We start from the raw sequence: 20502 nt of genomic DNA, 5'->3' as shown, positions 1-20502 counted from the left end.
AATTCTTGATGTCACTATTACGCTCTTATTTAGTTTTTAGGGTACAAAATTCAAAAAGATGCTTGCATTTTGATGCAAGAATGCTTATAATGAATCTTGTCCTTAAATTTTAGCATGGTCTGGTAGTAATAGCGGAGAAGTCACACCTGTTCCCATACCGAACACAGTAGTTAAGCTCTCCAGCGCCGATGGTAGTTAGGACTTTGTCCTTGCAAGAGTAGGACGCCGCCAGGCTGTACATAATAATATGTCCCGGAGGATTAGCTCAGCTGGGAGAGCACCTGCCTTACAAGCAGGGGGTCGCAGGTTCGAGCCCTGCATCCTCCACCATTTTTTGTATTATATTAAGCCGGCCTAGCTCAACTGGTAGAGCAACTGACTTGTAATCAGTAGGTTGGGGGTTCAAGTCCTCTGGCCGGCACCATTTTTTGTTAGATAAGCTATTAATTAGTACGAGCCATTAGCTCAGTTGGTAGAGCATCTGACTTTTAATCAGAGGGTCGAAGGTTCGAATCCTTCATGGCTCACCATTTAGATCATGCGGGTGTGGCGGAATTGGCAGACGCGCTAGACTTAGGATCTAGTGTCTTTTGACGTGGGGGTTCAAGTCCCTTCACCCGCACCATATATAATTAATTAAGCGGAAGTAGTTCAGTGGTAGAACATCACCTTGCCAAGGTGGGGGTCGCGGGTTCGAATCCCGTCTTCCGCTCCATATAGCCAAATTTCCAAGCCGGGGTGGCGGAATTGGCAGACGCACAGGACTTAAAATCCTGCGGTAAGTAATTATCGTGCCGGTTCGAGTCCGGCCCTCGGCACCATAAGCGCCCGTAGCTCAATTGGATAGAGTACTTGACTACGAATCAAGGGGTTAGAGGTTCAAGTCCTCTCGGGCGCACCATATCATCGGGAAGTAGCTCAGCTTGGTAGAGCACATGGTTTGGGTCCATGGGGTCGCAGGTTCGAATCCTGTCTTCCCGACCATTTACAAAACTCAACTTCTGGGGCCTTAGCTCAGCTGGGAGAGCGCCTGCCTTGCACGCAGGAGGTCAGCGGTTCGATCCCGCTAGGCTCCACCATATTTTTTGCTCCTTGAAAACTGAACAAAACAACCAAGTATGTAAGTAACGAAACAAAGCTAAGACAATTGATAAAATCGATTGGTGTCGATTTTATTCAAACTTTTTTGGAGAGTTTGATCTTGGCTCAGGACGAACGCTGGCGGCGTGCCTAATACATGCAAGTCGAGCGCGGGAAGCAAGCAATCACCCTTCGGGGTGTGAGCTTGTGGAACGAGCGGCGGACGGGTGAGTAACACGTGGGCAACCTACCTGTAAGATTGGGATAACCCCGGGAAACCGGAGCTAATACCGAATAATACTTTTTATCACATGGTAGAAAGTTGAAAGGCGGCTTTTGCTGTCACTTACAGATGGGCCCGCGTCGCATTAGCTAGTTGGTGGGGTAATGGCCTACCAAGGCGACGATGCGTAGCCGACCTGAGAGGGTGATCGGCCACACTGGGACTGAGACACGGCCCAGACTCCTACGGGAGGCAGCAGTAGGGAATCTTCCGCAATGGACGAAAGTCTGACGGAGCAACGCCGCGTGAGTGATGAAGGTTTTCGGATCGTAAAACTCTGTTGTTAGGGAAGAACAAGTATCGTTCGAATAGGGCGGTACCATGACGGTACCTAACCAGAAAGCCCCGGCTAACTACGTGCCAGCAGCCGCGGTAATACGTAGGGGGCAAGCGTTGTCCGGAATTATTGGGCGTAAAGCGCTCGCAGGCGGTCTTTTAAGTCTGATGTGAAAGCCCACGGCTTAACCGTGGAGGGTCATTGGAAACTGGAGGACTTGAGTACAGAAGAGGAGAGTGGAATTCCACGTGTAGCGGTGAAATGCGTAGAGATGTGGAGGAACACCAGTGGCGAAGGCGACTCTCTGGTCTGTAACTGACGCTGAGGAGCGAAAGCGTGGGGAGCGAACAGGATTAGATACCCTGGTAGTCCACGCCGTAAACGATGAGTGCTAGGTGTTAGGGGGTTTCCGCCCCTTAGTGCTGAAGTTAACGCATTAAGCACTCCGCCTGGGGAGTACGGCCGCAAGGCTGAAACTCAAAAGAATTGACGGGGGCCCGCACAAGCGGTGGAGCATGTGGTTTAATTCGAAGCAACGCGAAGAACCTTACCAGGTCTTGACATCCTCTGATAGCGATAGAGATATCGTGTTCCCTTCGGGGACAGAGTGACAGGTGGTGCATGGTTGTCGTCAGCTCGTGTCGTGAGATGTTGGGTTAAGTCCCGCAACGAGCGCAACCCTTGATCTTAGTTGCCAGCATTCAGTTGGGCACTCTAAGGTGACTGCCGGTGACAAACCGGAGGAAGGTGGGGATGACGTCAAATCATCATGCCCCTTATGACCTGGGCTACACACGTGCTACAATGGATGGAACAAAGGGACGCGAAGCCGCGAGGTGTAGCAAATCCCATAAAACCATTCTCAGTTCGGATTGTAGGCTGCAACTCGCCTACATGAAGCCGGAATCGCTAGTAATCGCGGATCAGCATGCCGCGGTGAATACGTTCCCGGGCCTTGTACACACCGCCCGTCACACCACGAGAGTTGGCAACACCCGAAGTCGGTGAGGTAACCTTTATGGAGCCAGCCGCCGAAGGTGGGGCCAATGATTGGGGTGAAGTCGTAACAAGGTAGCCGTATCGGAAGGTGCGGCTGGATCACCTCCTTTCTAAGGAAAAACAGAAAGCGGAAGCTATTCGTAGTGGAAGCCGTACTGTTTAACGGAAAATCGGTGACGCTTGTCGTCATCGATAAGACCTGCCATTGGTAGGCCTTGCATACATGGTTGTTTGTTCAGTTTTGAGGGATGCGAATCTCTCTTTTTGTACCTTGAAAACTAAATAAGAGCAAGATAGACAACGACATCAAAAACGTAAGTTCTTAATCATAAAGATAGTTAAGTGAAGAAGAGCGCACGGTGAATGCCTTGGCACTAGGAGCCGATGAAGGACGGGACTAACACCGATATGCCTCGGGGAGTCGTAAGTAGACTTTGATCCGAGGATTTCCGAATGGGGAAACCCACTGTTCGTAATGGAGCAGTACGCGTATCTGAATACATAGGATACGCGTGGCAGACCCGGGGAACTGAAACATCTCATTACCCGGAGGAAGAGAAAGCAAATGCGATTTCCTAAGTAGCGGCGAGCGAAACGGAATCAGCCCAAACCAGAAAGCTTGCTTTCTGGGGTTGTAGGACACTCCATTGGAGTTACAAAGAAATTCTTTAGATGAATCGATCTGGAACGATCAGCCATAGCGGGTAAGAGCCCTGTAATCGAAAAAGAGTTTCCTCCGGAGTGGATCCTGAGTACGGCGGAACACGAGAAATTCCGTCGGAATCTGGGAGGACCATCTCCCAAGGCTAAATACTACCTAGTGACCGATAGTGAACCAGTACCGTGAGGGAAAGGTGAAAAGCACCCCGGAAGGGGAGTGAAAGAGATCCTGAAACCGTGCGCTTACAAGTAGTCGAAGCCCGTTAATGGGTGACGGCGTACCTTTTGTAGAATGGACCGGCGAGTTACGATCGTATGCGAGGTTAAGTGGAAGACACGGAGCCGCAGCGAAAGCGAGTCTGAATAGGGCGAATTAGTATGCGGTCGTAGACCCGAAACCGTGTGATCTACCCATGTCCAGGGTGAAGGTCAGGTAACACTGACTGGAGGCCCGAACCCACGTATGTTGAAAAATGCGGGGATGAGGTGTGGGTAGGGGTGAAATGCCAATCGAACACGGAGATAGCTGGTTCTCTCCGAAATAGCTTTAGGGCTAGCCTCAGGCAGATGCGTACTGGAGGTAGAGCACTGATTGGACTAGGGGCCCTCACCGGGTTACCGAATTCAGTCAAACTCCGAATGCCAGCTACGTAAGCCTGGGAGTCAGACTATGGGTGATAAGGTTCATAGTCGAAAGGGAAACAGCCCAGACCGCCAGCTAAGGTCCCAAAGTATACGTTAAGTGGAAAAGGATGTGGAGTTGCCCAGACAACCAGGATGTTGGCTTAGAAGCAGCCATCATTTAAAGAGTGCGTAATAGCTCACTGGTCGAGTGACTCTGCGCCGAAAATGTACCGGGGCTAAACGTATCACCGAAGCTGCGGATTGTTCTATGAACAATGGTAGGAGAGCGTTCGAAGTGCAGTGAAGTCAGACCGTGAGGACTGGTGGAGCGCTTCGAAGTGAGAATGCCGGTATGAGTAGCGAAAAAAGAGTGAGAATCTCTTTCACCGAAAGCCCAAGGTTTCCTGAGGAAGGCTCGTCCGCTCAGGGTTAGTCGGGACCTAAGCCGAGGCCGACAGGCGTAGGCGATGGACAACAGGTAGATATTCCTGTACCACCTCATGAACGTTTGAACGATGGGGGGACGCAGTAGGATAAGGAATGCGTACGATTGGAAATGTGCGCCCAAGCAGCAAGGGAGTTGGATTGGCAAATCCGTCCAACAATTCTGAGCTGTGATGGGGAGGGAACTAAAGTACCGAAGTTCTGGATTTCACACTGCCAAGAAAAGCCTCTAGTGAGTTCATAGGTGCCCGTACCGCAAACCGACACAGGTAGGCGAGGAGAGAATCCTAAGGTGATCGGGAGAACTCTCGTTAAGGAACTCGGCAAAATGACCCCGTAACTTCGGGAGAAGGGGTGCTCCTTTAAGGAGGAGCCGCAGTGAATAGGCCCAAGCGACTGTTTAGCAAAAACACAGGTCTCTGCGAAGCCGAAAGGCGAAGTATAGGGGCTGACACCTGCCCGGTGCTGGAAGGTTAAGGGGAAAGGTTAGCACCTTCGGGTGCGAAGCTTAGAACCGAAGCCCCAGTAAACGGCGGCCGTAACTATAACGGTCCTAAGGTAGCGAAATTCCTTGTCGGGTAAGTTCCGACCCGCACGAAAGGTGCAACGACTTGGGCACTGTCTCAACGAGAGACCCGGTGAAATTATACTATGCGTGAAGATGCGCATTACCCGCGACAGGACGGAAAGACCCCGTGGAGCTTTACTGTAGCCTGATATTGAATGTTGGTACAGCTTGTACAGGATAGGTGGGAGCCTTGGAAACCGGAGCGCTAGCTTCGGTGGAGGCATCCGTGGGATACCACCCTGGCTGTACGGACCTTCTAACCCAGGACCGTAATCCGGTTCGGAGACAGTGTCAGGCGGGCAGTTTGACTGGGGCGGTCGCCTCCTAAAGAGTAACGGAGGCGCCCAAAGGTTCCCTCAGAATGGTTGGAAATCATTCGTAGAGTGTAAAGGCAGAAGGGAGCTTGACTGCGAGACCTACAAGTCGAGCAGGGACGAAAGTCGGGCTTAGTGATCCGGTGGTTCCGCATGGAAGGGCCATCGCTCAACGGATAAAAGCTACCCCGGGGATAACAGGCTTATCTCCCCCAAGAGTTCACATCGACGGGGAGGTTTGGCACCTCGATGTCGGCTCATCGCATCCTGGGGCTGTAGTCGGTCCCAAGGGTTGGGCTGTTCGCCCATTAAAGCGGTACGCGAGCTGGGTTCAGAACGTCGTGAGACAGTTCGGTCCCTATCCGTCGTGGGCGCTGGAAGTTTGAGAGGAGCTGTCCTTAGTACGAGAGGACCGGGATGGACACACCGCTGGTGTACCAGTTGTTCCGCCAGGAGCATAGCTGGGTAGCTACGTGTGGAAAGGATAAGTGCTGAAAGCATCTAAGCATGAAGCCCCCCTCAAGATGAGACTTCCCATCACTTTCGAGTGAGTAAGATCCCTCAGAGACGATGAGGTTGATAGGTTCGAGGTGGAAGCGTGGTGACACGTGCAGCTGACGAATACTAATCGATCGAGGACTTAACTAACAATTCTTGATGTCACTATTACGCTCTTATTTAGTTTTTAGGGTACAAAATTCAAAAAGATGCTTGCATTTTGATGCAAGAATGCTTATAATGAATCTTGTCCTTAAATTTTAGCATGGTCTGGTAGTAATAGCGGAGAAGTCACACCTGTTCCCATACCGAACACAGTAGTTAAGCTCTCCAGCGCCGATGGTAGTTAGGACTTTGTCCTTGCAAGAGTAGGACGCCGCCAGGCAACAATTAATAAGCGAAGATACGCTATCCGTATCCTCGCTTATTTTGTTTTTCTTTATAATTTTATTGGTTAACTATTCCATCTATTTAATTACAGTATTATATTGTAAAATAAGTAGTATATATAGATAATTGAGGTGATCATAAATGGGTGGATATATTGATCAGATTTTTGGTGAACATTTTTCTTTAATGATGGTTAGGGTAGTAATAGCATTATTATTGTCAGGTCTAATTGGATTTGAACGTGAATTAAAAAATCATTCTGCTGGCTTTCGCACTCACATTCTTGTAGGAGTAGGTTCTTGTTTAATGATGCTTTTATCATTGTATGGATTTGAGGAATTTATTGAGGAATCTGGTAATATTCGGTTCGACCCAGCACGGATCCCTTCTTATGTAATAAGTGGAATTGGGTTTCTTGGAGCCGGAACAATTATGGTAAATGGGATGACGATAAGAGGATTAACTACTGCGGCGTCTATATGGACAGTTGCTGGGTTAGGTCTTGTGGTCGGTGCTGGTATGTATGCAACGGCAGTATTTACAACTTTAGTGATTTTACTTAGTTTAGTGTTTTTGAATAACTTTGATAAACTTTTCAAAAAAGGGGTATCCTCAAATTTAATTGAGATTGTAGCACTACCAGGGTTACAGATTAATAACATTGTATCTATTTTTGAATCATTTGATCTAACGATTAAAAAGGTTGAAATAGAACGTGTAGACGAAAATATACGTAACATCTTTATTAGGATTGACCAAAATGCTGGTTTAGATCGAATGGCATTGATTGAAGAAATATCAAAAGAAGAGCAGGTAAAAAATATTATTGAACGAAATTAAGGCTTGATATATATATCCTACTGCACTTGTATCGACTAAAACTCGAGCAAGTGTATTTTTTATTCTTAATTTTTCGTTTTAATTCTATCTCAATTGGCGAAAATAAGGTAGAACAATGTATTTGCATCTGCTATTTTTTTGCGTATAATATAAATAAAGTCAAAGATAGTCAAAGTCAATCAACATTATTTACAAATGAGCCCCATGATATACATTTACTATCAACAACATTGCCAATAGAATAACGAGGAGGAGCACTTTTGAGTAATATATCTGATATCATTGAACAACATTTAAAGAAGATATTAGAGGCAGCACGACAAGATGCTATCGAGATTAAACGAAGTGAAATTGCTAATCAGTTTCAATGTGTTCCATCGCAGATTAATTATGTGATTAATACGCGTTTCACTGTGGAAAAAGGGTATATAGTAGAAAGTAAACGCGGCGGTGGAGGGTATATACGTATTATACGCATTAAATACCAAGAGAAGTCTGATTTAATCAATGAAATTATTGAAATGATTAGTCCTGCTGTGACACAGCAAGCATCAATTGATATTCTAGAGCGTTTATTAGAGGAAGAACTAATTACAGAGCGTGAAGCTAAGATTATTCTTAGTGCAATGGATCGAAATGTATTATCATTTCAATTACCGCTTCGTGATGAAGTTAGAGCACGAGTATTAACTGCGATGCTCACAACATTGAAATATTTGAATTCTTAAGAGGAGGGAAGTTAATGGAATGTCAAGAGTGTAATCAACGTCCTGCATCCCTACATTTCGCACAGGTCATCAACGGAAATAAAACTGAGATACATTTGTGTGAAATTTGTGCAAAAGAAAAGGGATATATGACATATCCGGAAGAAGGTTATTCTCTTCACAGCTTATTAACAGGACTTTTTAATTTTGATGCAGCATCAATAGGTAAACAAAATTCATCTACTAACCAACCTTCAAAGGAATTGCAATGTCCTAAATGTGAAATGACTTTTTCTGAATTTAAACGGGTTGGTAAATTTGGTTGTGCAGAGTGTTACCATACATTTTCAGACCATTTGGATCCTGTGTTTCGCCGTGTCCATAGTGGTAATACAAGGCACTATGGAAAAATTCCTAAACGTCAAGGTGGCAATTTACACACAAGGAAACAAGTGGATGAATATAAAGCAAAATTAGGACATTTAATTAGTAATGAGGCTTTTGAAGAAGCTGCTGAAATTCGAGACAAAATTCGTGAACTAGAAAAGGAAATGCATAGGACTGAGGATGGTGATCAAGTATGACGTTGCAACAATTTATGAATGAGGCGATCAGTCCATGGATGCGCTGTGATGGACCAGATAGTGACATTGTTTTAAGTAGTAGAATTCGTTTAGCGCGTAATTTTGCCCATGCTGCATATCCAATCATTGCTGAAAAAGAAGAACTGGGAAAAATAAAAGAGTTTATAAAAAAGGAATATGAACATCAATCTTTTCAAGAATATGAAGACTTTCAATTTGTGCCGATGCGTGATTTGAGTGCTACCGAAAAGCGCGTTTTAGTTGAAAAACATCTAATCAGTCCGCATCTTGCAAAACACGCTGACACTGCAGCATCCTTAATTTCAAAAAGTGAACAGGTTTCTGTAATGGTTAATGAAGAAGATCATATTCGAATTCAATTATATTTTCCAGGGTTTCAATTGAATAAAGCACTGGAAAAAGCATTTGAATTTGATGATTGGTTGGAAGAGAAAATTAACTATGCATATGATGAAACAAGAGGGTATTTAACCAGTTGCCCGACAAATGTTGGTACGGGTATGAGAGCTTCTGTCATGATGCACCTACCAGCATTAACAATTACACAGCAAATAAATCGCATGATTCCAGCTATTAACCAATTAGGGCTGGTTGTGCGGGGGATATACGGGGAAGGCAGTGAAGCTGTAGGGAATGTTTTTCAAATCTCTAACCAAATTACACTCGGAAAGTCTGAAGAAGATATTGTGCAAGATTTACAAAGTGTTGTCGGACAGCTAATTGAACAAGAAAGAACAGCTAGAAATAAACTTATGGAACAATCCAGTACACGACTTGAGGATCGTATCTATCGCTCTTATGGGGTATTAGAGTACAGTCGTATTATTGAATCAACAGAAGCAGCTAAGTGCTTATCAAATGTTAGGCTTGGGATTGATTTGGGAATGATTAAAGATGTATCCAAAAGCATACTTAATGAATTAATGGTTCTAACTCAACCTGGTTTCCTTCAGCAATATGCAAAGGAAAGTCTAACACCAAAGAAAAGGGATGTACTAAGGGCTACACTTATTCGTGAACGATTACAATTGGAGAAAAAATAGGAGGAAAGCCATATGATGTTTGGACGTTTTACAGAAAGAGCTCAAAAAGTATTGGCACTATCACAGGAAGAGGCAGTACGGCTTGGCCATAATAATATTGGAACAGAACATATACTGTTAGGCCTTGTACGTGAAGGGGAAGGAATTGCCGCTAAAGCATTGCAATCATTGGGTTTGGAGATTGAAAAAATTCAGCAAGAAGTAGAGCAACTCATTGGTGTAGGAAAACAACCAATGCAGACGATACACTATACTCCTAGGGCCAAAAAGGTAGTTGAGCTTTCCCAAGATGAAGCAAGGAAGCTAGGTCATTCTTATGTAGGTACCGAGCATATTCTGCTAGGTCTTATCCGTGAAGGGGAAGGTGTTGCAGCTCGCGTTTTAAATAATCTAGGTGTTAGTTTGAATAAGGCTAGACAACAGGTTTTACAGCTGTTAGGGAGCAATGAATCACAAGCAAACCGCCAGGGCCGCGCGGGGCAAGCAACGAACGCAAATACGCCTACACTTGATTCGTTAGCACGTGATTTAACTGCTATTGCAAAGGAAGGTAACGTGGATCCAGTGATCGGGCGTGGGAAAGAAATAGAACGCGTGATTCAAATACTTAGTCGTCGTACTAAAAATAATCCAGTTCTTGTTGGTGAGCCTGGTGTCGGTAAAACTGCTGTAGCAGAAGGATTAGCACAACAGATTATTGATAACGAAGTGCCAGAGACACTCCGTGATAAGCGGGTTATGACCCTTGACATGGGTACTGTAGTAGCAGGTACGAAATATCGAGGCGAGTTTGAAGATCGATTAAAAAAGGTTATGGAAGAAATTAGGCAAGCAGGCAATATTATATTATTTATTGATGAATTGCATACATTGATTGGTGCCGGTGGTGCAGAGGGTGCGATTGATGCATCAAACATTTTAAAACCATCACTTGCTCGTGGTGAGCTTCAATGTATTGGGGCTACGACACTTGATGAATATCGTAAATATATCGAAAAAGACGCTGCATTAGAACGTCGTTTTCAACCGATTCAAGTAGATGAGCCAACACTTGATGAAACAATTCAGATCTTGCGGGGGCTTCGTGACCGATATGAAGCACACCATCGTGTAACAATTACAGATGAGGCTATTGATGCAGCGGCAAACCTGTCGAACCGCTATATAACTGATCGATTTTTACCGGACAAAGCAATTGACTTGATTGACGAAGCTGGTTCGAAAGTACGCTTACGTTCCTATACAATTCCACCAAATTTAAAAGAATTAGAACAAAAGCTTGAAGAAGTTCGCAAGGAAAAAGATGCTGCTGTACAAAGTCAGGAATTTGAGAAAGCTGCTTCCTTACGTGATTCAGAGCAAAAGCTTCGTGAAGAGTTAGAGCAAACGAAAAATCAGTGGAAAGAAAAGCAAGGGCAAGAAGATTCAGAAGTTACAATAGAGGATATCGCAGCAGTAGTTTCAATCTGGACTGGTGTCCCTGTAGCTAAACTAACAAAAGATGAAAGTGATCGTCTATTAAACATGGAAGAAATTCTCCACGGTCGTGTAATTGGTCAAGAGGAAGCGGTTAAGGCTATTTCAAAAGCAATTCGTCGTGCGAGAGCAGGACTTAAAGATCCGAAACGTCCAATTGGTTCGTTTATATTCTTAGGCCCAACAGGCGTAGGTAAAACAGAGCTTGCTCGTGCTCTAGCAGAGTCTATGTTTGGAGAAGAGGATGCAATGATTCGTGTCGATATGTCAGAGTATATGGAAAAGCACTCTACGTCTCGTTTAGTCGGTTCCCCTCCTGGTTATGTAGGTTATGAAGAGGGTGGTCAACTAACTGAGAAGGTTCGTCGAAAACCATATTCTGTGGTACTACTTGACGAAGTAGAGAAAGCACATCCAGAAGTTTTTAATATTCTATTACAAGTATTAGAAGACGGTAGATTAACGGATTCGAAAGGTCGTCTTGTGGACTTCCGCAATACGGTACTCATTATGACTTCAAATGTTGGAGCAAGTGAGTTGAAAAAGAATAAGCATGTAGGCTTTAATTTAGAAGAAGAAGGCCGCGATTATAAGGACATGAAAGCTAAGATTACCGAAGAAATGAAAAAAGCATTTCGTCCTGAATTCTTAAACCGTATTGATGAGATTATCGTGTTCCATTCTTTAGAAAGAAAACACATGAAGGATATTGTGACACTTATGATTCAACAGCTTCAGCAACGTCTGAAACAAAGTGAAATTGACTTTACATTAACAGATAAGGCTATTGAAAAGATAGCAAACGATGGATTCGATCCTGAATATGGTGCACGTCCATTACGTCGTGCCATTCAGAAAAATATTGAAGATTTGCTATCAGAAGAATTACTGAAAGAAACGATAGCAAAAGGTCAGAAAGTAAAAGTAGGCCTAAATAATAAAGGTGACTTTATTGTTCTACCATAGAAAAAATTGCTGAAAAAGTTAAAAGGCTAGAAGGTAAAGTCCTTCTAGCTTTTTATAGTATTCATAAAGTCATGTCAAACTGTAAGTTGTGGCATAAGTATGGAAAAAAATTTAACTAATTGATAGAAACCTGTAACTTTTACATGATGTATTTCGTATAGAATAGATATACAGGGGTTGAAAGGGATGAATCATTTTGGCAAAACGTAAAGTTAAATATGTATGCCAGGAATGTGGCTATGAGTCTGCCAAATGGATGGGGAAATGCCCAGGATGCAACAATTGGAATACTTTAGTAGAGGAAATTGAGTCATCAAGTAAAAACAATCGTCATGCTAGTGGAACCATTGCTAATACGCAAAGCAAACCACAGAAAATAACAACAATAGAATCAGATAAAGAGCCACGAATTACAACGCAAATGAAAGAGTTTAATCGAGTTCTCGGTGGCGGGGTAGTACCTGGATCGCTTGTGTTAATAGGTGGTGACCCAGGTATAGGCAAATCTACATTACTATTACAAATATCATCTCAACTAGCCGACAAGAAATTACCAGTACTCTATATTTCTGGTGAGGAATCCGCCAAACAAACGAAGCTTCGTGCGGATCGTTTAGCGATTAAATCGGATTTGTTGTATGTCCTTGCAGAAACAAATTTATATGATATATCGAATCAAATTTCTGAGTTAAAACCATCGTTTGTCGTTATTGATTCAATCCAAACGATATTTAGAGAAGAAATAACGAGTGCCCCTGGTAGTGTATCCCAAGTACGTGAATGCACTAGTGAGTTAATGAAAATTGCTAAGTCAAATGGCATCCCAATATTTATCGTTGGTCATGTAACCAAGGAAGGTTCGATTGCAGGGCCGCGTATACTCGAACATATGGTTGATGCTGTTCTATACTTTGAAGGAGAACGTCACCATACATTTAGAATATTGCGCGGAGTAAAGAACCGCTTTGGAAGTACCAATGAAATGGGTATTTTTGAAATGAAGGAAGAAGGTCTTGTAGAAGTCATGAATCCTTCTGAAATTTTCCTTGAGGAACGATCGCGTGGTGCTGCTGGCTCAACAATTGTTGCGTCAATGGAAGGAACAAGACCAGTACTTGTCGAAATACAAGCATTAATTTCGCCATCAAGTTTTGGTAATCCAAGGCGAATGGCAACTGGCTTTGATAACAATCGGGTACCATTACTGATGGCCGTACTTGAAAAACGGGTAGGGCTTATGCTGCAAAATCAGGATGCTTACGTGAAAGTTGCTGGTGGAGTAAAGCTAGACGAGCCTGCTATTGATTTAGCGATAGCGGTAAGTATAGCATCAAGCTTTCGTGATCAACCCACAAAACCAGATGATATTTTCGTTGGAGAAGTTGGCTTAACTGGGGAAATAAGACGTGTCTCCCGAATTGAGCAAAGGGTTCAGGAAGCGGCCAAGCTTGGGTTTAAGCGGGTTATCTGTCCAAAGAAAAATTTAGGTGGATGGACACCGCCAAGCTCTATTCAGGTTATAGGCGTGAATAGTGTCCAGGAAGCATTAAATGTTGGTGTTTCCAAGTAATATGCTAATAATTTCCAAATTAATACAAATTGACACATTAATACTACTGTGATAAAATATATTGTTTACCAAATTGACTGAAAATAACGGTTATGTTATTCTTTAAATACAGAAATGCCCAGTTATGGCTTGAGACGGGGTTATTATATAAAGAAATAGGTAATACTAAATGATAGGAGGTGGAAATGGTGCTGAAAAAAATTGTGCATTTATTTTTTCTTATTGCAGGAGCTACCATTGGATATTTATATATCCCGGATATTATTAAATTGTTGAATTTTACTGATGTGAAGTGGGTGGCGTCACCATATTTAGGTTTATTGTTAGGTGCAATCATTCTATTTCTTATCACATACTGGGCAACAGACTATATCGTAGGGTTCCTGCGATGGACTGAAGATACACTCATCAAATTACCAGTAGGTGATTTATTCTTTGGAAGTTTAGGATTAATTATTGGGTTAGTAATTGCATTTTTAATCAATATTCCATTAAAAGATATTCAAATTGAATTGGTTTCACAAGTTATTCCGCTATTTTTAACGTTTTTCTTAGGTTACTTTGGTTTTCAAGTTGGATTTAGACGTCGTGATGAGTTTTTAACTCTCCTTACGGTAAATAGAAAAGATAGAGAACGTAAAAAATCAGATGAAACAGAAACTACTGAAAGAATTCAGCCTAAAGCAAAAATACTTGATACTAGTGTAATTATTGACGGGCGAATAGCTGATATATGTCAAACTAGTTTTTTAGAAGGAACAATCGTTATTCCAGAATTTGTTCTGGGTGAATTACAGCATATTGCTGATTCCTCTGATGTCTTGAAGCGGAATAGAGGGCGACGTGGACTTGATGTTTTAAACCGAATCCAAAAGGAAATTCCAGTAAATGTTGAAATCTATGAAGGTGATTTTGAAGAAATACAAGAGGTTGATAGCAAGCTAATCAAGCTGGCGAAAGTAATAGATGGTATAGTTGTTACCAATGATTTTAACTTGAATAAAGTTTGTGATTTCCAAGGTGTTCATGTATTGAACATTAACGATTTGGCAAACGCTGTTAAACCAGTTGTATTACCTGGAGAAGAGTTGATGGTTCAAGTGATTAAAGATGGTAAAGAACAGAATCAAGGAATTGCTTATTTAGATGATGGCACAATGATTGTTGTGGAAGAAGGACGTAATTATATCGGCAAAACAATAGAAGTATTAATTACAAGTGTTCTGCAAACATCTGCAGGTAGAATGATTTTTGCAAAACCAAAATTACTTGAAAAAGCACAGTAAAAAGGGTATAACTTAAAAAGGAAACCAAAAGGTGATAACAAGTCCTGTTATCGCTTTTTGTTATTAAGAAAAGCGGAGGCGACTGGTCAGAAGCGGATGCATAAGCAATGAACCGTAGAACGCATGGGTTACCGCGTTCGAGAGTTCCTTGCTTATGACGGCAGCTTCTAGGAGCCGCAGCTAGACAAGAAAAGCGGAGGCGACTGTTCTGGGGTGAAACGCATAAGCAAAGAACCGAAGAGTGCTGCTCTTTGCACTCGGGAGTGTTCATTGCTTATGACGCGAACCCCAAGGAGCCGCAGCTAGACAAGAAAAGCGGAGCAGGCTTGCTCAGCGACGAAAAGCGTCAGAGACTAAAAAACGTGGAAGGGGTAACATCATGACAAAAGATGTTCGTGTACGATACGCGCCAAGTCCTACTGGTCATTTACATATAGGAAATGCGCGTACAGCTTTATTTAACTATCTGTATGCCAAGCATTTTGATGGTAAATTTATTATCCGAACTGAAGATACAGATGCTAAGCGTAATGTGGTTGGAGGGGAAGAAAGCCAGCTTGAATTTTTGAAATGGTTAGGTATTGAATGGGATGAAGGCGCTGATATTGGTGGCGATTATGGTCCATACCGTCAAATGGAACGATTGGACTTGTACACGAAATATCTAAATGAGCTTCTAGAAAAGGGACTTGCGTATAAATGCTACATGACAGAAGAAGAGCTAGAAGAAGAAAGAGAAGAACAAAAGGCTAATGGGCAAGTTCCTAAATATTCTGGTGCTCATTGTGATCTATCAGAAGCTCAAATTGCAGCCTTTGAACAGGAAGGACGCAAGCCAAGTATCCGGATGCGAGTTCCTAAAAATAAAACCTATAAATTTAATGATATTGTACGCGGGGATATTACCTTTGAATCAAGCGATTTTGGTGATTGGGTTATCGTAAAAAAGAACGGGATACCAACGTATAATTTCGCGGTTGCAATTGATGACCACTTAATGCGTATTACTCATATTCTCCGCGGTGAGGAGCATATTTCAAATACACCAAAACAAATGATGGTTTATGATGCATTTGGATGGGAAGCACCAACCTTTGGTCATATGACATTAATCTTAAATGAAGAACGTAAAAAGTTAAGTAAACGTGATCAACATGTTTTACAATTTATTGAGCAATATCATAATATGGGTTATTTACCCGAGGCAATGTTCAACTTCATAACATTGCTTGGCTGGTCTCCAGTTGGTGAGGAAGAAATTTTCGATAAAAATAAGTTAATTGAAATATTCGACCCTGAGCGTTTATCAACTTCTGCCGCTATTTTTGATCAGCAAAAGTTAAAATGGATGAATAATGAATACATTAAAACGTTGGATCATGATACGATTGTCGGGTTGACGTTACCATATTTAATTGACGCTGGTCGCTTGCCAAAGGATATGGATGATGAAAAAAGGGTTTGGGCAGAAAATGTGATTTCATTATACGAAGAACAGCTTCGATATGGCGCAGAAATCGTGGAATTAACCGAGTTATTTTTTAATGAAAAGATTGAGTATGATGAGGATGCAATGGAAGTTCTTCGCGGAGAACAGGTTCCCGAAGTGCTCCAGGTTTATACCGATAAGCTTATTCATCTAGATGAATTTAATAAAGGTACAATTAAAGCTGCAATAAAAGAAACACAGAAGGAAACGAAACAAAAAGGAAAGAATTTGTTTATGCCAATACGTGTCGCAACTACTGGTCAAACACATGGGCCAGAGCTCCCTATGGCAATTGAGTTGTTAGGGAAAGACACGATTATTAAGCGGCTCGATGAAATCCTACACGAATTAAAAGCTTAATTGATTCACATTTAAATAAAAGTATAATATAGTAATACTACAATATTGAACGCCTGAGAAGGAGAAGTAGAAAACCTCTAGCTTATTTAGAGAGAATCATCACCTGCTGAAAGTGATTCTAAGCGATGTTTTCGAAATGCACCTTTAGAGTCTGTTATGGAAATTAGTACATAACAGCGGTACTCTTCCGTTATTAGAGATAAAGTTGGGAGCTGATCTTTTTTGCTTCAAACAGAGTGGAACCGCGCCATAAGCGTCTCTGTGTAGGAATACACAGGGGCGTTTTTTATGTTGTTAACAAAAAGGGGGTACAAGAATGTTTAAGCGGATGAAATCAGATATGGATGTTGTATTCGAACAGGATCCAGCGGCTCGAACTCATTTTGAAGTATTTTTAACTTATTCAGGATTACATGCTATATGGTCGCACCGAATTGCACATACTTTTTATAAACGGAATTTATTTTTTATCGCACGTGTTATTTCGCAGATTAGTCGTTTTTTTACCGGGATAGAAATACACCCGGGCGCGCAGATTGGCGATAGATTTTTCATTGACCATGGAATGGGAGTAGTCATTGGGGAAACATGTGAGATTGGGGATAATGTTACCATTTACCAAGGCGTAACCTTAGGTGGTACTGGAAAAGAGAAAGGAAAACGTCATCCGACGATTGAAAATAACGTTCTTATTTCAACAGGTGCAAAAGTATTAGGATCGATTGTAATTGGCGAGAATTCAAAGGTTGGTGGCGGATCCGTTGTGTTACATGATGTTCCAGAAAACTCCACTGTGGTAGGTATACCAGGACGTGTCGTTATTCAAAATGGAAAAAAAGTAAGACGGGATTTGGATCATCATAAAATGCCGGATCCTGTTGATGACCGCTGCAATCAAATGGAAACGGAAATCCGATTATTAACTGCTGAAATAGCTAACTTGAAAGAGGGGAAACATAATGACAATCACAATTTATAATACATTAACAAGACAAAAGGAACCCTTCACACCATTAGAAGAAGGAAAGGTTAGCATGTATGTCTGTGGTCCAACGGTTTATAATTTTATCCATATCGGTAATGCTCGCCCCGCAATTGTTTTTGATTCCGTTAGAAGGTATTTGGAGTATAAAGGATATGCGGTAAATTATGTACTCAATTTTACTGATGTAGATGACAAAATTATTAAAGTTGCCAATGAATTAGGCGAAGAAATTCCAACTTTAACGAACCGTTTTATTGATGCTTATCATGAAGATGTCGCTGCGCTCGGTGTAAAAAAGGCTACACATAATCCACGTGTTACGGAAACAATGGATGATATTATAACATTTGTTGCGACATTAGTTGATAAAGGCTTCGCTTATGAGGTAGAGGGTGATGTTTACTTTAAACCTCGTTCTTTTAATGAATATGGCAAGCTTTCTCATCAGTCAATTGACGATCTACGTTCTGGCGCGCGAATTCAAATTGGTGAGAAAAAAGAGGATCCACTTGATTTTGCACTTTGGAAAAAAGCAAAACAAGGAGAAATTGCTTGGGATTCACCATGGGGACAGGGGCGACCAGGCTGGCATATTGAATGTTCTGCAATGGCTAAAAAGTATCTGGGTGAAACTATTGATATACACGCAGGTGGCCAAGACCTAACATTTCCTCACCATGAAAATGAAATTGCCCAATCAGAAGCAATGAATGGAAAGTCATTTGCTAGGTACTGGATGCACAATGGCTATATTAATATCGATAATGAAAAGATGTCCAAATCACTTGGAAACTTTGTCTTAACGAAAGAATTAATTGAACAACACGATCCACGTATCATTCGATTTTTCATGTTAAGTGTTCATTACCGCAATCCAATTAACTTCAGCGAAGAATTATTAGAAGGCGCAAAAAGCAGCTATGAACGAATAAAAAATGCCTACGATAACTTAGAGCATAGAAAGAATACAAGTACTAACTTTGATCAACAGGTTGAGGAATGGGAAGGGAAAATCTCGAACCTAAATCAAAAGTTTGAAGAAGCAATGGATGATGATTTTAATACGGCAAATGCAATCTCTGTATTGTTTGATTTAACAAAAGAAGCAAATTTATATTTAAAATCGAAGCACACATCAACAAAGGTTATTCAGTCGTTTCAAGCTAGTATAGCTACTATTTTTGAAGTGCTTGGAATCCAAGTAAAAGAAGAGGAAGAATTACTTGACGCGGATATAGATGCCTTGATTCAGGAACGTATCGATGCCCGCAAAAACCGTGACTTTAAACGAGCAGATGAAATCCGTGATACATTAAAGGAGAAAAGTATCTGGTTAGAAGATACACCTCAAGGAACAAGATGGAAAAGAGGCTAATGCATGAATTTGGACGTTAAACAGCTGAAAAGTCTTGCATTAGCTTACATGGGTGATGCGGTTTACGAGGTCAGTGTTCGCGAACACTTGATTCTTTCAGGACAAGTGAAGCCTAATGATCTTCATAAAAAGGCTATTACATTTGTATCAGCAAAGGGACAGGCTAGAATAATCTTGCATTGGCTGGAAAGACAGGTTCTATCAGATGAGGAAGAACGGATTGTTGCACGTGGACGAAATGCTAAGTCAGGTTCCATTCCGAAAAACACAACCGTTCAAACATATCGCTATAGCACTGCTTTTGAAGCGCTGATTGGTTATCATTATCTAGAAAAAAATGAAGCGCGGTTGAAGGAATTAATAGATGAAGCAATTAAATTTATCGAGGAAGGGAGTGTCTGAATTGGATCAAGAGATCATTGTTGGGAAAAACCCAGTGTTTGAAGCATTGAAATCAGGTCATTCAGTAAATAAGGTATTAATTTCCGATCAACTAAATATTAATGCTAGCAAAAAAGCAAATCAATTGGCAAAGGCTGCGAACACAATTGTGCAAAAGGTTCCAAAAAGTAAGCTTGATCAGCTGACTGAGGGTAATCATCAAGGAATTCTTGCATATGTTGCGTCCTATCAATATGCAGATTTAGATGATTTATTTCAAGTCGCAACAACAAGAAATGAAGCTCCGTTTTTTATTATCTTGGACGAGCTAGAGGATCCACATAATTTAGGATCCATTCTACGAACAGCCGATGCAACGGGAGTACATGGTGTAATCATTCCTAAACGACGATCAGTTGGCCTTACTGCGACTGTTGCTAAAACATCAGCCGGTGCGATTGAGCATATACCAGTTACCCGAGTAACCAATATTGCAACTACCATAGAAGAATTGAAGGCACGGAATGTATGGGTGGTTGGAACGGCAGCAGATGGTACGGAAGATTATCGCGCACTTGACGGAACAATGCCGCTTGCGTTAGTCATAGGTAACGAAGGTAAAGGGATGAGTCGCCTTGTACAAGAGAAATGCGATTGGACTGTAAGCCTTCCTTTAAAAGGGAAAGTATCCTCGTTAAATGCATCTGTAGCATGCAGTTTATTACTTTATGAAGTATTCCGGAAAAGGTATCCGGTAAGGGGTTAAGTGATGGATGTACTAGTTGTAGACGGATATAATATCATAGGTGACTGGGATGAATTGAAGCGGCTGAAGGATATTGATCTTGAACAGGCTCGCAATCTTTTAATTGAAAAAATGGCTGAATATAAAGCATTTACTGGTTACCGAGTTATTATAATTTTTGATGCATTTTACGTCCCTGGTGTTGCGAGTAAATTGAAGGAATATAGAGTAGAAATAATTTACACCAAGGAAAACGAGACTGCAGATGAACGTATAGAAAAGCTTGTAAAGGAACTAAAAAATGTAGTGAACCAAGTATACGTTGCTACCTCTGACTATGCGGAGCAACGTACCATTTTTGGAAGAGGTGCACTACGAAAGTCGGCAAGAGAATTATATATCGAACTAATAGATATGGAAGCAGAAATAGAAAAAAGCATCAAACAACACCAGAAGGAAAAAAGGTACAGCAAAATCCCATTACCAGATGATATTTTAGAAAAGTTCGAAAAGTGGCGTCGTGGCAACGAATAAGGT

The 20502-nt window shown here is 41.8% G+C and carries 13 protein-coding genes, 9 tRNA genes, 4 rRNA genes and 1 other annotated feature; all 26 genes read left to right on the top strand.

Annotated features, from left to right (window positions below; all coding sequences use genetic code 11):
- Positions 1-118 precede the first annotated feature (118 nt).
- Positions 119-234 (top strand): 5S ribosomal RNA (gene rrf / locus CFK40_RS01180).
- Between the two features lie 20 nt (positions 235-254).
- A tRNA-Val gene (locus tag CFK40_RS01175) sits at positions 255-330 on the top strand.
- An 18-nt stretch (positions 331-348) separates the two neighbouring features.
- Positions 349-424, top strand: a tRNA-Thr gene (locus CFK40_RS01170).
- A 30-nt stretch (positions 425-454) separates the two neighbouring features.
- Positions 455-530, top strand: a tRNA-Lys gene (locus CFK40_RS01165).
- Between the two features lie 10 nt (positions 531-540).
- A tRNA-Leu gene (locus CFK40_RS01160) sits at positions 541-625 on the top strand.
- A 15-nt stretch (positions 626-640) separates the two neighbouring features.
- Positions 641-715 (top strand) — tRNA-Gly (locus CFK40_RS01155).
- Positions 716-732: 17 nt separating this feature from the next.
- A tRNA-Leu gene (locus CFK40_RS01150) sits at positions 733-821 on the top strand.
- 3 nt (positions 822-824) lie between these two features.
- A tRNA-Arg gene (locus CFK40_RS01145) sits at positions 825-901 on the top strand.
- Between the two features lie 6 nt (positions 902-907).
- Positions 908-984 (top strand) — tRNA-Pro (locus CFK40_RS01140).
- A 19-nt stretch (positions 985-1003) separates the two neighbouring features.
- Positions 1004-1079, top strand: a tRNA-Ala gene (locus CFK40_RS01135).
- A 104-nt stretch (positions 1080-1183) separates the two neighbouring features.
- A 16S ribosomal RNA gene (locus CFK40_RS01130) occupies positions 1184-2749 on the top strand.
- Positions 2750-2975: 226 nt separating this feature from the next.
- Positions 2976-5897, top strand: a 23S ribosomal RNA gene (locus tag CFK40_RS01125).
- A 119-nt stretch (positions 5898-6016) separates the two neighbouring features.
- Positions 6017-6132: ribosomal RNA gene (gene rrf / locus CFK40_RS01120) — 5S ribosomal RNA — on the top strand.
- Together the 16S, 23S and 5S rRNA genes with 9 tRNA genes alongside form the textbook arrangement of a ribosomal RNA operon.
- 146 nt (positions 6133-6278) lie before the next feature.
- Positions 6279-6977, top strand: coding sequence for an MgtC/SapB family protein (locus tag CFK40_RS01115; protein WP_089530283.1), 699 nt, complete (start codon positions 6279-6281; stop codon positions 6975-6977).
- Positions 6978-7237: 260 nt separating this feature from the next.
- Positions 7238-7705, top strand: coding sequence for a CtsR family transcriptional regulator (locus CFK40_RS01110; RefSeq protein WP_089530282.1), 468 nt, complete (start codon positions 7238-7240; stop codon positions 7703-7705).
- Between the two features lie 14 nt (positions 7706-7719).
- On the top strand, positions 7720-8268 hold the full coding sequence (locus CFK40_RS01105) for a protein-arginine kinase activator protein McsA (RefSeq protein ID WP_089530281.1): 549 nt from the start codon (positions 7720-7722) through the stop codon (positions 8266-8268).
- Positions 8265-9332 carry a protein-arginine kinase McsB gene (locus CFK40_RS01100; protein ID WP_089530280.1) on the top strand — a complete coding sequence of 356 codons (1068 nt, stop codon included), beginning with the start codon at positions 8265-8267 and terminating at the stop codon, positions 9330-9332. The genes CFK40_RS01105 and CFK40_RS01100 overlap by 4 nt, the downstream gene beginning before the upstream one ends.
- Before the next feature lie 12 nt (positions 9333-9344).
- Entirely contained in the window at positions 9345-11774 is a 2430-nt protein-coding gene (gene clpC / locus CFK40_RS01095) for an ATP-dependent protease ATP-binding subunit ClpC (RefSeq protein WP_089530279.1), read from the top strand.
- Positions 11775-11970: 196 nt separating this feature from the next.
- The gene (gene radA / locus CFK40_RS01090; protein WP_089530278.1) at positions 11971-13344 is read left to right on the top strand and encodes a DNA repair protein RadA; all 1374 of its coding nucleotides are present in this window, start codon (positions 11971-11973) and stop codon (positions 13342-13344) included.
- A gap of 188 nt (positions 13345-13532) precedes the next feature.
- Positions 13533-14630, top strand: a complete 1098-nt coding sequence (locus tag CFK40_RS01085) for a PIN/TRAM domain-containing protein (protein WP_089534247.1) — start codon at positions 13533-13535, stop codon at positions 14628-14630.
- 379 nt (positions 14631-15009) lie between these two features.
- Positions 15010-16479 (top strand): glutamate--tRNA ligase, encoded by a 1470-nt coding sequence (gltX, locus tag CFK40_RS01080; protein WP_089530277.1) that lies wholly within the window; start codon positions 15010-15012, stop codon positions 16477-16479.
- A gap of 45 nt (positions 16480-16524) precedes the next feature.
- Positions 16525-16743 (top strand) — a binding site (T-box leader).
- Positions 16744-16795: 52 nt separating this feature from the next.
- On the top strand, positions 16796-17458 hold the full coding sequence (gene cysE / locus CFK40_RS01075) for a serine O-acetyltransferase (RefSeq protein ID WP_089530276.1): 663 nt from the start codon (positions 16796-16798) through the stop codon (positions 17456-17458).
- Positions 17439-18839 carry a cysteine--tRNA ligase gene (cysS, locus tag CFK40_RS01070; protein WP_089530275.1) on the top strand — a complete coding sequence of 467 codons (1401 nt, stop codon included), beginning with the start codon at positions 17439-17441 and terminating at the stop codon, positions 18837-18839. Before cysE ends, cysS begins: the two co-directional genes overlap by 20 nt.
- 3 nt (positions 18840-18842) lie before the next feature.
- The gene (locus tag CFK40_RS01065; RefSeq protein WP_089530274.1) at positions 18843-19241 is read left to right on the top strand and encodes a Mini-ribonuclease 3; all 399 of its coding nucleotides are present in this window, start codon (positions 18843-18845) and stop codon (positions 19239-19241) included.
- 1 nt (position 19242) lies between these two features.
- Entirely contained in the window at positions 19243-19986 is a 744-nt protein-coding gene (rlmB, locus tag CFK40_RS01060; protein ID WP_089530273.1) for a 23S rRNA (guanosine(2251)-2'-O)-methyltransferase RlmB, read from the top strand.
- 3 nt (positions 19987-19989) lie between these two features.
- The gene (locus CFK40_RS01055) at positions 19990-20499 is read left to right on the top strand and encodes an NYN domain-containing protein (RefSeq protein ID WP_089530272.1); all 510 of its coding nucleotides are present in this window, start codon (positions 19990-19992) and stop codon (positions 20497-20499) included.
- The last annotated feature ends 3 nt before the right edge of the window (positions 20500-20502 follow it).

It is taken from the genome of Virgibacillus necropolis, from assembly GCF_002224365.1.
GTDB classification, from domain to species: domain Bacteria; phylum Bacillota; class Bacilli; order Bacillales; family Amphibacillaceae; genus Virgibacillus_F; species Virgibacillus_F necropolis.
This window is presented reverse-complemented; position numbering and strand designations above follow the sequence as displayed.